Here is a 13,974-nt window from a genome sequence, read left to right as displayed (position 1 = left end):
GCCGTTTCAACTTTGGCCTATCGTTTATTTAACGATTGTAGTATCCGGACGAGCATAACCGTTGCTTCTCCTCGCGTTGAAGTATCGTTCGGCACAAACCTGTTGCCGCTTCGCCCGTTTACGATCCCGCTTCTCGCTGCAGCCGCAACGTAACCCTTTGCCCAATCAGCAATGTTCGCATCATCATCAAAAGAAGTTGCTCCGTCGGCTAGAATGGGCAGTTGCAGGGCGCGGACGATCATCACCGTCATTTCTGCCCGTCTGATCTTCTCTTTCGGACGGAAGCTTCCGTCCTCATATCCTCTAATAATGCCGGTCTGCACAGCAGCGGCTACCGCTTGCCGCGCCCAGCTGCCGATTTGTTCCCCGTCAGAGAAAGACTGCGCAGATTCATCGATATCCATCTGTTCTCCTATCGCCCTCATCAGCAAAACGGCAAACTCTTGGCGGCTGACATCGGCATCAGGACGGAAGCTGTTGTCCGGATAACCGCTGACGATTCCTTTCGCCACTGCCTCGTTAATTTGTTGCTCAGCCCAATGTCCCGGCGTATCGTTAAATGGCACGACTGGCTGTTCATTCGTTTCGGAGACGGGCTCCTCCGACTCCTCGCTCTCATCCGGAAGGACCGGAGAAACAACGATATTCGTTGGCGGAGGCGACGAGGGAGGATTTGTCGGTTCAACCTCAGGCTCCTCCAATCCATCCACGGAGAACAAATAAGGAGTTAGCGGCGCTAACGTTATAACGGTCTCATCCACAATTTCCCCGGTGATCAGATTCGTCATTTGCGTGACGGCCCGCTCGCCGACTACCGCCTTGGCCGACACGGCTTCCGGTCCGTAATTCACAACGTTTAACAACATCTTGCCTTCGTATGTTGCGTTGCGCCATTCTACGTTGTAAGGCATTTCTCCGGTAGAAGGCTGAATCAGCTTCACATGCTGAGGGTTCATATTATCCAGAATAGGCTCCATAAATGCTCGAATCTGCGAAGCCGTCCAATCTGCGGCCGTAATCTTATCCGAGTGGTCAAAAATATATTGCCGATCCGCAGTCGCCGGCTCCTCTCCATGAGGCGTAAGCCTGAGCGCATGCGTGCCAATCAGCAGCACTCGTCCCCCTTGATCGATAAAACTTTTGATTCCGTCCAGAGTAGCTGGATCAACCCGTGTCACATAAGGCACGACCAGCAGTTTGTAATCGGCAAGCGCGCCTTCCGCGATCTGTTTCTCGGAGACATATCCTGTTTTATGTCCGCTATACGATAACGCTTCATACGCTCGCATCGTAACCGTAGAGTAATCGCCGGAAAAAATGCCGGCGGGAACCGTGTATAGAAGAGCCGCTTCCGGTTTGGCATGCTGGAATGCCGTAATCTCCCAAGCCAAACGATTTAGATCCAGATTGGTGCGCCCCGCTTCGGCCACAACATCCGGACGGTGGAGGACGCTCCCCTCCCGACTGGATGATTCGTCATAGGTTCTCTCCCAAATCCAAATCGTAGAAGCGCCGCGTCCATGTATGGCGCTTTGCCAAAGAACGCTGCGAAAATGTTTGGCTTGCTCCGGAGTGTATAACTTATCGCCGTCGGCAATGATATGATGCTCGGAATTAAATACGGGCGCCTGCTTGAAGGAGGTTTGCATATCATAGAAGCTTAGTTCCTCCATAAAACCTTTCGGCCCCTCATTGATGTAATTCCAATTATCATTGCCATTAATTTGACTGAACGCAGAGAAACGTTCTATGTCGACTCCCCATGACAGACTTCCCTGCGGATCGCCCATAATTTTGGCATGCAATGGCAGATCCGGCGACAACTCATGGATCACATCGACCATCCATTCGTGCCAGCGGGCAAAATAATCCTGGTTAAAAACGACATAATCATAGGACCAGGGACTGGCGGTCACATTAGCGGGCATCGGCACTTCGTCAAAGGAGGCATAGCTGCTCTGATAGATTCCGTTAAGCTCCGCTATATCTTCGTCATACAACTCCTCCAGATACTCGTGCCAAAACGGTAAAGCGTAAGCATCCTTATTCGTCTGATAAACCGATTCGTTGCTCAGCGTAATACTATGCAAGGATTCGTAGCCCGCCACTGCCGGGACCAACGCCCGCAAATAATCCTCTATGATGTCCCTGGCCCTTGGATGAAATAAGGAGAATTTAATAAAACCGTTGTTTAATACGTTCAATTCGGGCCACTTGGTTAACGCCCAAGCCGGAAAATAATGAGGAGAAATAAGCAAATTAACGGCTATATCATGGTCCTCTGCCCGCTGCAGCGCCTGTTGAATGTCCGATTCGAGCTTGCGAGTGGAGATGACGTAATCCTTATCCTCCGAATATCCTCCCAAATCTTCGAATCCGGCATTTTTAACGATGTTTTCGCTGCTGCCCGCTTTGGTCACGCTAAGATCGTCCACCCAGATCGTACCCGCATTTTCTGACACGATCATTAATTTATAGCTGGTTTCTTGAGCGCCGGTCGTGTATTCGTACACAACCTCCCGCCAATCAAAGGTGCCGCTCGGGAAAGACTTGCGCTGTTTCATCGCCGCCCCTCCGGGAAACCACGTGTTTTTGGCATTTTCCCCTTTTACCCAAACCCGAAATTCATAGGTCGTATTGGGCTCGACCGGGATCGTCTGGGCTACATTTACATATACGTTGGGCTGTATGGGCGACGCATTTGCAATTTGCAATGAAACGTCTCCCGAATGACTTACGCCTTCCACCGCAGCTGCGGTTGCGTTTACATTGCCCGAACGGCCTACCGTAAATTGATTTACAAAATCCTTTTTGTCCAAAATGACATCTCTTGGTCCAATCTCGATCTGAATAATATTGTTGCCCAAATCCTGGAATATAGGGATATCCTCCCGCACTTTGCCAAAGTGGCCGTAGCCGGTAAAGAAGATCGGCCGCTCTTCGACCGCGCCGGTGCTTCTTACCGCTGTGTCCCCCATAAAGGAGTAACCGGAAATAGCCGGCCTTCCGCTCACGTAACGCGGGACATCCTGCGGCAGGACCGTGCCGTCCAAATAACCCTGAAGTCGGGACTCCGCTTCGCCGTACAATCGCTCAAGCTCCACGGCGACATAATAAGCCCGTCCGAGTCTGTTTCCGACTATGTCCTCTCTTCCGTATTTTACGAATTCTTTGATTACCGTATAGTTGATTCGCTCATAATCCGTAGACAAACCTTGCGCTTCCGCAGCGAGCAGCAATTGCTCAAGCACAGGCAGCTTGTTCACAACCGCATCCAACATGCCTTCTAACTCTGTCGAAGTCATGATAGCGGTTACATCGATAATCTCGGTGAGCGTTCTATTGCCTCCTGGTTCGGCTAAAGTAAAGTCGAGCGCATAGTCGTCGGCACTCGTTGGTGCAAATTCCGTCTTTATCTCTGCTACTGACCGGGCAGGAATGACCAGTTCCTGGTCCATGTTCGTCATTATGGAAGATAACCGAAGGCTGATCTCCTCATTGCCCCAATTTACCGCAGAAACGTTATATTCGCCTGCGGATCCGCTGCCAAGCTCCTTCGGTCCATCTACCCAGAAGCTCCAGGGCGTGTCTGCGGAAACCAGCTGCACTTTGCCATGGGAACCGGGACTCTTGGCTTTGCCTATACCCGGCGTCCATTCGATCCATCCGCGACGCCCCGCTCCGTCATTATCGTTAAAGAGCAAGGTAAACGGAAGTATGCCATCCGGCTTTCCTGTATAGATTGTATTCCAGGGCATCTTTACCTCATACAAAATGGTACTGCCAAGCTGCGTCGCCGCAGCTGCAATTTGATCCGCTCCCGCCACGGCCTTCCCTTCGCTGAACTGCCACACATGAGCCTGGCCATCCATAAAGTTGATGCCATATTCCGGTCCATAAGTGCCGTCCGGGCTAAAGGCAAATTGAATGCTGTCCCCTCTCCACATCGTACTGCCGGCAACGGGGGTATGGTTATTGTCGATCACTTGAGCCGCCCAGTAGAAATAGTCGTCATCATAGGCCATATAGACATGGGCGGACAAGTCCTCTGCGTTAGCCCAACCCGACATCTCCACTTGGGCATCGCTTGCCGGCAACTGAAGCTGTGCAAACGATTCCCACTTCGCTATTGTCCCATCCAGCTCCATGCCATCCGTCTGCAGGGCAACGCCATGCTGGCTGGAGCCAAAACCGGCTTTAAACTCGTCCCACGGCGTTACCTGGACTGGTCGCAAGAAGTCGGCATCGTTATCGACCGAGTCGACACTCTCAGCCCCCTCTCCTGTGAGCGTTTCCAATTCTTGACCGTAAACAGCAGCCGCAAAACACTGGGCTGTCAGCAACCCTGCAAGCAGCACGCTGAGCCCCCGTTTAGCCGGCTTAGCCAGCGCAGCTGCAAATTTGCGGAATGGCAACGGTTGTTTCATCATTTTCCTATTCCCTCCCGTTTTATAATCGGAATGTAACCGGGAGGAAGGAGAAGCTTGCCATGTTCCCCCTCCAGCCCTTCTATCATTCCGCCTAAACTAACTTGATGCCGCAGTCGGCAGCGATACCCGCTCCACCGAACCTTCCACAAATTGACCCCTCATTTGAAGAATAAACCGGATATGGGCAGGTTTGACCTGCCTTACATCCGTCAGCCCTTGAAATACGCACAGGGCCGCTGCCGTTCCGGCAGCTTCGCCAATCGCGCTGACCGAGGCCATAATCCGGTAAGAGCTGTGCGCTTCATGCGTTCCGCTGATGCATCTGGAGCTTAGCAGCAGATTGCCAGCCCCTTTCGGAATCAAGGAACGGTACGGGATATGATAATATCCCGGCTCCGGAATACGCTCAAGCCGCGTCGTACCGCCTTCAGGATCATGAATATCAAGAGAATAAGCGCAGGCCGCCACCATATCTTCGAAGCGCCGGGTGCCGAGACAATCCTCCGCGGTAAGCTCATACTCGCCGACAATGCGCCGCCCCTCTCGAATGCCGAGCTTGGGAGCGATATAGTCCAGCCTCGCATGTTGAAATGCCGGATGTCGGCAAATAGCCGCGAACAGTTCCTTTGCTTGCTTGCTTCCTTCCTCTATGCCGCGCTCGACGGTCTCCGGCTTGGTAGGGTCCACCTCCAATACCGAGGTAGAGTTGAACAAAAGCGCCTCTCCATCCGGGTAAGGGAAACAAGTTACGCCGGTTCGCGGATTGTTGGTGCCCCCAGCCTCTTTCAACTCCCGATAAAAGGGAAGAAGCTCCCGTCTTAACGAATGGATCGCGGACCATAACCGAATATCGGGCTGCTGGAGCAGCGACCGATCGAAGCCGCTCACCTTGAACGTCGCCGTAGCGGACTGGAGCTTGCCGTCGCTCTCCCGGCCCAGATGGTAGGATAAGCCCGCCAGAGCCGACAAATTGCCGTCCGCGGTAGCATCGAGATAGACCGGAGCGGATACGATGCCCGAATGTTTGCCGCTGATATGCAGCTGAGCAATCCGGTTATCCCGCATGTCGGCTTGGACAACCGCGCTCCCCGTCCATATCGTCAGAAGGGGCTCTGCTCCAAGCAGCTTGATATAGTTTGCCTTTAACTGCTGCTCGTCATAGGTTGGCACAACTTGTTCGCTGTAATGGGTGTAGGCGGCGGGAAATAGTTCCCGGTGAATGCCGCTGTTAATCGGACGGCCGGCGCGATCGCGAAAATCGCAAATAAGCGATACGCTGGAGAAGACGCCGGTGCCTCCGACTTCATCCGCCTGCTCGATTAGCAGCACTCGCTGCTGCAGCCTTGCCGCGGCAAGAGCGGCGCTTATGCCGCCAACGCCCGCGCCGGCTATGATAATATCAAACTTGCAAGTTTCTTTATTCATTAGCCGCTCCCCTCTCTTCCAAGCCGCTTGCCAATACACGGCGAGGCGTTCCCTCATAGATCGCAATGCCATTGCGGGAAATTCGGCAGTAGCCGGGACGCATGAGAATATCAAAGTTATCATTGCGGAAGAGGAAGCCGCTGACTTGCACATCCCCGTCCTCGGGCGGTCTTGGATGAATCCACAGACTGCCGTCAAGCTGCGGTTCGATCCCCGCCATGCCGAACAGGAGCGCCTCCGCCCCGGACAATCCGGCCACCACATTGGCCCGCTTGTGGGCAGGAATGGCCGGCCGATCGCAATAATGCTCTTGCGGATAATAAGGCAAATGCCGGCCCATCCAGAAATGCCGCTTCAACACATCCCATGCCGCCGTATCCTTGCCTTGTTCCCAAAGCGTCAGCGCCAGCATGGGACCGTCTCCCGTATAGGAGCCGCCGCCCGACCAATCCGGATCATTTTGCTCGTAATGAAGCTCATCCTCTGCGGAAACGCTGCTTACACCGTAGGCGCCAAGAAACGCTCCCTCCCTGACCTGCTCGAACATACGATCCGCCATAACCTCCGTACATGCCCCGAAGCGCAGCGCATCGAAATATTGGATGGAATAGATAAACTCCTCATGCCCATCAGGGTATACGGCCTTGAACCATCCTTTCTCCTCATCCCAAAGATGGCGGCGAATGGACTGACGAATCGTCTCCGCCTTGGCTCGCCACTGCTCCGTCGTTTCCCGCTCCTCCCCCAGCCGCTCCGCGAGCTGGGCCAGTCTGTCATAGCTCCATGCGCGCTCGGCATTGGGACTGGCAACAATATGTTCGTAGCCGGCGCCGCGCATTTCCAGAAGATTATGCTGAAAGCCGTAATCCAGCAAGTCGTTTGTCTGAGGAAGTCTTTGATCGTCTTGCAGCATTAATTGACGCATGACGGGGAACAACTTTCGGCCTCCCTCGCCATATAGAAGAATGGCGCTCCATGCAAAATGAATAAAGGACCAAAGACTGTAGGAGTAAGCGACATTGGCTCCCTTGCCGCTAGGCGCAAAACGGGAATGGCGGTCAACGCCGCTGTCAGCCATCAACCCGGCCAGCTCCAGGCTTTTCTCCTCGCCTAATAACAGTCCCATTGTTTTGGCCGCGTATCCGCCCACATCCCATGGGTAACAGCAAATGCCGGCTCCCTCGATTCCGGACACAACCGGGAAAGGCTGCATGGCAAATTCGGGGTTGTCCCAAAGACAGATCAGACCGCTCACGATGGAACGCCGGTAATATTCTTCGAGCCCAGGGATATCGGATTGCAGGACCGGCAGCCGACGACCGGCCTCGGACAACCGGTGCTCCCATACTCGCCGGGTCTGATCCTCCAGCGTTGCCAGCGCGGCGGCCGGAAGGAAAGGGGTGCCGGCTGCGGTCATTGCGACGCAGAAACGTATCGTCCGCGACTCCCCCTCCGCCAGCACCGTCTCTAATTGACCTTCGCTCGTTAGCGTGACCCTTACCTGACTGTTCTCCCAAGCATGAGCCGGATGATCGCACTTGGTTGCCTGCTCCGCTGCCGCTTCGGGCCAGCCATAGTCCCATTCATCGTAGTTGGCATAGATCGGCCGGCCTGGCGATACCTCCGGCGCAATGCCAAGCGTTATGGTTCTTCCGCTGCGGTTGCGAACCGTCACCTTTAGTACAAAACCATGGCTGCCTGCAAGCGGCACCAATTCGCTGTCCACTCCCAGAGAAAGCAGCTTGTCCGCGACAAAGTGATGATAAGTGCCCCGTCGGACAATCCGGTCCGGCTGCCAGATCTCCTCCGCATACAACAGGCCGCAGTCACCCTTGCCCAAATGGCCGTTGTCCGCAATATCATGCCCATCCGCTCTCAGCCCTACGGACAGTTGAAGGTCCTTCGCCGCATAGGGCGGCGCGTAACATCCGCGCACGCCCATTACCGTTCTCCGCTCCGGGGCTGTCGTACTATAGCCGCTGCCTACCCAGATATGTTCCTTGGGGGCCAGGCTTCTGCGTATATCAAAAGCAAATTGCTGTAAAGTGTCCATTGCCATCGTGCTAAACTCCTTCAACGTTATTTCTTGGCCTGATTGGCGTAAAGCTCCGTGTAGTCCGCAATAATTTGATCGCCGCCCTGAGCTCTCCACTTCTCTACTTCTTTGTTGAAGCCGTCCTCATCCAATGTGCCGATAATGAACTTAATGCGAGCATCCGTAATAATTTTGTTCAACTCTGTTCCTTTTTCCACGGCAGTCTGGGAAATGAGCGGCTCCACCGGATTCGACACGATGATGGATTCATTATCCTGCATCATCTGGCGGAACTTGTTATCCGCCTCGCCTTTGCCCTTCCAGATCATCAAAGCTCCGTCATAAGACGGCAGTTGCTTTAAAGGCGATACTTCGTTGGAATAGGCCGTCTGGTCGGTGATGGACGGCTCTCCGGAAGAATCCTTCGCGTGATGGCTTCCCTCGATCCCCCAAGTCCACGTGTACATCATTTCTTCATCCACGATTTTGTCAAAGAAACCAAGAAGCTGCTTCAGCTCTTCCTCTGTTTTGACCGTTGCTTTTGGAAACACAAACATGCCGTTATAACCCGTTGTAGCAAATACCCGCTCGCCCTCCGGCCCCTCAATCCGGCTGATAATATCCAGCTTGGCATCCGGATTCGCCTTCTTAAGCTCATTGCCGCCAGTGATCAGGAAGTCAAGCGTCGTAAAGATAACGCCGGCTTTGCCTTGGAAAAATTGCTCCTGCTGCTTGCTTGTTTTCGTAGCCGGGAAATCCTGATTAATCAGCTTTTCATCATACAGTCTCTTGTAAAATTTCATAGCTTCCATATTTTCAGGCGTCATAAACTGCGGGACAGCCTTGCCGTCCCGTATTTCCCATTGATTAGGCGCTCCAAAGAAAGCCGAAATCGTCTGGAAGCCGGTCAACCCGACTGCCGATGCGCCATTGCTGGAATCTTCCGCTTCCACAAGACCGAACGTGTCATGGTTTCCCGTCTTTGCCGGATCGTTTAGCGTAAACGCCTTAATGACGTTATATAAGTCATCGATCGTTTTGGGCTGTTCAAGACCCAGATTGTCCAGCCAGTCCTGACGGATGACGATGCCTTGACGCGCCAGCGCTCTTGCACGGTACAGACCGTAAACTTTGCCGTCCACGGAAATATTGTTTAATACCGTTTCGTTGCCGTTATATTTGCTCAGATTCGGGTAGTCCTTCAGATAAGGCCCGATTTCCCAAAACATGCCTGAACGTTGGGCGTTAATGATCGACGACGATTTCGTATCCTGAATCATGAGTACTTGGGGCAGATCATTGGAAGCAATGGATACATTCACCTTGTCGTTGTAAGCAGAGGCAGGTATCCAGGTTGCGTCTATCTTGGTATTGGTATATTCCTCGATTTTTTTGATAATCGGGTTATTTTCGCCCGGCGGCTCCGGCGAGGTGTACTGGTTCATCATGGTAAATGTAAACCGGCCGTCGCTCCCTTCCTCCTTCTTGCCTTGTCCGCATGCGGCCAAGCTTGTTGCCACGATTGCAGCCAGCCCGACAAACGCCAGCTTGCGCGGTAATCCCAACATGTCTTCGTCCCCCTTGATTAGATGAGTTAATTGTATCAAAAGACGGGCAAGCCCATCCTTTAACCCGTAGAGCTGATTATCCTTTTACCGAGCCAAGCAACACCCCCTTGGCAAAATGTTTTTGCAGGAAAGGATAAAAGGCCAGAATCGGAACAGTCGAGAATACAATGACGGCCATATTAATAATTTTGGAAGGCGGAGGCGGCGCCTCGCTCATATCCGATAAACCTTTTTCCGTCAAAATGACAATCTGCCTCAGCAGCACCTGGATGGGCCACTTGCGGGAATCGTTAATATACAGAATGGCGTTAAGAAAAGTATTCCAATGGTTGACGGCGTAAAACAACGCGAAAGTGGCGATGGCCGGCATCGACAACGGAAGCACGATACGCAGCAGGATGCCGAGATCATTACAGCCGTCAATCTTGGCCGATTCCTCCAGACCGTCCGGAAGCTGTTGAAAAAAGTTTTTGATAATAATCAGATTAAATGCGCTGATCGCGCTCGGAATAATTAAAGCCCAATACGTATTCGTAAGATGCAGTCCTTTGACAATCAGAAAGGTAGGGACAATTCCGGCGCTAAAAACCATCGTAAAAGTGACCAGCAGCAGGATCAGCCGACGACCGTACAACTCCTTCCGCGCCAGCGGATAGGCCATAAGCACAGTCATGAGCAAATTTACCAGCGTGCCGACAACGGTAACGCCGATTGTGACCCACAAGCTGTGGAGCAGGATTGGCGTCGACAATATATAACGATAGCCCGCCAGCGAGAACTTGGTTGGGAATAACATAAAACTTTTGGCCAACACTTCCTGCTCTGTCGCAAATGAAATCAAAACGATATAAATAAAGGGAATAATCATAACCGCCGCCACCAGGATCAACACTGTGCCGTTGGCAATGCCGAACAGGCGATTCCCCAAACTGCGTTCATGCATGACTAGTACACTCCTTCCTCTCCGAATCTTTTGACCAGCCAGTTGGCGGTAATGATCAGCACGAATCCAACAATCGATTTAAACAATCCGACGGCCGTGCTAAAGCTGAACTGTCCTTGCGTTATCCCGGCTGTATAAACATAAGTGTCAAATACTTCGCCGACTTCCCGATTGATCGAGTTAAGCATCAGGAATATTTGCTCAAAGCCTGTGTCCAGGAACGTTCCTAGTCGTAAAATAAAAAGGATGGTAATCGTCGATCGGATCGCGGGAAGCGTGATATGCCACAGTTGACGCATGCGGCCTGCTCCATCTATCCTTGCCGCTTCATACAGCTGAGGGTCTACTCCGGATAAGGCGGCAAGGAAAATAATCGTCCCCCATCCGGTTTCTTTCCATATCACCTCCAGCGTAATCATCGGGCGGAACCACTCCGTACTAATCAAAAAGTTGATTTTCTCCCCACCCATGGCTGCGATAGCCTCGTTTACCAAGCCGCCGTCCAGGGTGAAGAAGGTGTAAGCAATCCCGACTACGACGACCCATGAAACAAAATGCGGGACGTAAATCAACGTTTGTACCACTCGCTTGAAGGCTTCGCGCCGAACCTCGTTAAGCATAAGCGCCAGAACGATCGGCGCCGGGAAAAAGAACAAAATATTGTAACAGGCCAGTATAAGCGTGTTTCGCAAAAGCATCCAGAACACGGGATCGTGAAACAAGCGGTCAAAGTGCTTCAGTCCTACCCACTCGCTCCCGAAGAAGCCCAGGTATGGCTGATAATTTTTAAACGCCAGCAGCAACCCCCACATGGGCGCATACTTAAAGAGGACAAAATAAAGGACGCCGGGAATAAGCATGAGGTATAACCATTTGTCCCGTAATAACCGGCGACCGACCCGATGCCGCCTGGACATGTAGGCAGGCGCCGCAAGGGCCGGCTCGCTTTCGATTTGATTCATCTTCTAACTCCACCTTTGCTAGAACGTATCGTCTTGTGCTGCGTGCTTTAACCTTAAACGGCGAGGAGACGAGCGTCTATAATCGGGGTATAATCATCAGAACGCGTGGTGATAGCGGCGCTTCTAATAATCATTAGAACCGGAATTATAATCATCTTAATGAGGTTGTTCAAAAAGTCCGCTCCAAACAAAAAAGACGCAGCTACACGCGCTGCGTCTGGTTTTTTGGGTCATAAATATTTATTGCCCGACATGCTGTTGGCGATATTGTCCCGGGGTCATGTTCTCCATCTTCCGGAAAAAGCGGATAAAGTTTTGCGGGTTTGTATACGTAAGCCGTTCGGCAATATCGCCGATCTTCATATCCGTCTCAATCAACCACTTCTTGGCCATCTGCAGCCGGTATTGCTGCAAGCATTCGCTAAAGCTGATTCCGGTTTCCCTGCTAAATAGCGGGCCCAAATGATTGGGATGGTAGTTCAATTTCGCCGCGCAGGCTTCAAGCGTAAGCTCGGTCTCGAAGCCCTGATAGATCATTTGCAAGACTTGATCGGAAATTTGTTTCGCATGCGATTTGCGCTGTTGCTCAATCTTGTTCATTAAAGGGACGATCACGGTGTCATAAAACCAGGTCCGGATGGTCTCTTGCGATTGAAGCTCCAAGATCTGGTGAAACAGCTCCTGATCCGACGAAAACACGGACCCATCCGTTGATTCATGCAGCATGGAGTTTGACTGCATCAATTCCATCAGCATCGTGTATAGCCGGATTAACGACATCTGATACTGGCGCCAATCCGCCTGCTCCCCGAATATCAAGGCCATACATTGATCCAGCAGTTCCTTGCTTCTGGTCCAATCTGCCAGCTTTACCGCATCGCAAAGCTCCTTGGCGGCCCGATGGGGGAAAACGCCTGCTATGCTATCGCCTGGTCTCACATCATCAATAAACAAGATGGATCCGGGGCCGCTCCGTATTCGGTAACGAAGCGCCTCCAGCGCTTCCTCGCAAGAGGCCGGAGCATCGATCAACTGATGACGAGGCCGACTAATGCCGATGCTGATCGGCAAGCTCAAATATTGGCTGACGGCCTTTTGAACGAGTTCTACCCTATCAAACAGCCAAGACTTGTACTCCGTCTCCTCCCGCTTCTCGCTCCCCCCAACCAATGTGATTAAAGACTGTTCCATAAATACGGGATCCAGCCGTTCATGAGCAGGAATCAACTCCGCCGCAATATTGGCGATAGCGAACAACAGCAAGTCCCGATCTTCTTCCCGATAGTTCGAATGGTCCAAAGAATCGATCTGGATGGCGAGCACGGCATGCCATTGCCAATCGTCCGGATAGCCATACTCCTTCAGCTTGGCAGGCAGCTGCGACTTCTTCTCCTCGCCCCTGATGAGCTTAAGCACGAAAAACGGCCTCATCTCTCTGATCTTGCCCGCCACTTGGGCGGACAGCTTGTCTTCCTTCTGCAGCATGGATTGCAGTCGCGCCCCTATTAAAGCGAATTCATCCTTCGTCTCCACAGCATGAGGGTCATCCGGCTTCGCCGCAATGGCGGATACGAGCTGGCGAATGGGCTGATAAAACGAACGAGAGCCAAACAAAGCCAAACCGCATGTCGACAAGATCATTAACAGGCAGGCAGCCAGCGTTACCCAACCGATGGATCGCGAGTCTTTGGTCATATCCTTAATGGAGATGGCCGACACGTAAGTCCACCGATTGTAGCTGGATTGCCTTGCAATGATACTGGTTTCGTCTCCATCCAGGGATACGTCGAATTGAGTCGTCGATTCTTTGTTTCGTTTGAGTTCGGGAATCAACGGATCGAGGCTGAGTTGCCCCCTCGCGGCCCCGCCTTCCGACAGCAGCTCATACCCGTTATCCAGCACCAGCACAGTCCCGCTCTGGTTCCCCTCCTTCAGCAAACGAGACAGCTCCGACTCCGCAATCGTAACAATTGCAAGTCCGTTAGCCTTAAGCGAATTTAGCGGGATTTTTTTGACCAGGCTGATACTTGGCGAACGATCGTCTTTGTTCGTTACCCATGCAGAAAAGGACGGCAGCTGTTCATACCGAAGCAGTTGATCCAAATTTTTGAGATCAGCGAACGTAAAGATATTGTTATTGTCTATTCCCCACTGCCCGTTTAAATTTACAATCGTCATGTTGCTGATCGTCAATTCGAAGGTTTGGCTGCGTACCATGCTCTGGTACATTTCGTTGTAAATTTGATAATGCTCCGCCGCATAAGGCAATGACATGGCATTAACCACTAAAGGCGAACTAATATATTGGGTAACCGAATGGTCGATCGTCTTCAGTATTTGTTCTACCCTGAGCTGCGTTTGCTGCAGCGCATCCATGCTTCGTTCATTCACCTTGTCCTGCACGATGGAGGAGGACATATAATAAGAAGCGATTCCCACTACAATAACAGGAATGGATCCAATAAGCAGGCAAAATAAGAGTAAACGGATAAAATATTTGCCGGAACGATTTTTCATAGCATCTCCTTTGATAGCCGTCTTGCTATATGTTTATCCATTATAGGAAACGCTGTGGAAGGAGTCCATAATCAAGCTATAATCATTATAAAGG

At 52.0% G+C, this 13,974-nt stretch carries 7 protein-coding genes; all 7 read right to left on the bottom strand.

Annotated elements, in window-relative coordinates:
• Positions 1 to 17: 17 nt before the first annotated feature.
• On the bottom strand, positions 18 to 4,430 hold the full coding sequence (locus H7F31_RS10565) for an S-layer homology domain-containing protein (RefSeq protein ID WP_187104130.1): 4,413 nt from the start codon (positions 4,428 to 4,430) through the stop codon (positions 18 to 20).
• A gap of 96 nt (positions 4,431 to 4,526) precedes the next feature.
• Positions 4,527 to 5,855: an FAD-dependent oxidoreductase gene (locus tag H7F31_RS10560; RefSeq protein ID WP_187104129.1), complete on the bottom strand. Its 1,329-nt coding sequence runs from the start codon at positions 5,853 to 5,855 to the stop codon at positions 4,527 to 4,529.
• A complete protein-coding gene (locus H7F31_RS10555) occupies positions 5,848 to 7,914 on the bottom strand; it encodes an MGH1-like glycoside hydrolase domain-containing protein (protein WP_187104128.1) in 2,067 nt (688 codons plus the stop codon). The genes H7F31_RS10560 and H7F31_RS10555 overlap by 8 nt, the downstream gene beginning before the upstream one ends.
• A 20-nt stretch (positions 7,915 to 7,934) precedes the next feature.
• Positions 7,935 to 9,458, bottom strand: coding sequence for an extracellular solute-binding protein (locus H7F31_RS10550; protein ID WP_187104127.1), 1,524 nt, complete (start codon positions 9,456 to 9,458; stop codon positions 7,935 to 7,937).
• A gap of 76 nt (positions 9,459 to 9,534) precedes the next feature.
• Complete coding sequence (locus tag H7F31_RS10545) at positions 9,535 to 10,401, bottom strand: carbohydrate ABC transporter permease (RefSeq protein ID WP_108996059.1); 867 nt, start codon at positions 10,399 to 10,401, stop codon at positions 9,535 to 9,537.
• Positions 10,402 to 10,403: 2 nt separating this feature from the next.
• Complete coding sequence (locus tag H7F31_RS10540; protein ID WP_315970571.1) at positions 10,404 to 11,318, bottom strand: ABC transporter permease; 915 nt, start codon at positions 11,316 to 11,318, stop codon at positions 10,404 to 10,406.
• 285 nt (positions 11,319 to 11,603) lie between these two features.
• The gene (locus H7F31_RS10535) at positions 11,604 to 13,880 is read right to left on the bottom strand and encodes a helix-turn-helix domain-containing protein (protein ID WP_187104125.1); all 2,277 of its coding nucleotides are present in this window, start codon (positions 13,878 to 13,880) and stop codon (positions 11,604 to 11,606) included.
• Positions 13,881 to 13,974: the final 94 nt, after the last annotated feature.

Origin of the sequence: Paenibacillus sp. PAMC21692 (genome assembly GCF_014303795.1) — a bacterium.
Classification (GTDB): Bacteria; Bacillota; Bacilli; order Paenibacillales; family Paenibacillaceae; genus Pristimantibacillus; species Pristimantibacillus agaridevorans.
The sequence above is the reverse complement of the archived record's forward strand: the minus strand, read 5'-3'. Positions and strand labels throughout refer to the sequence as shown.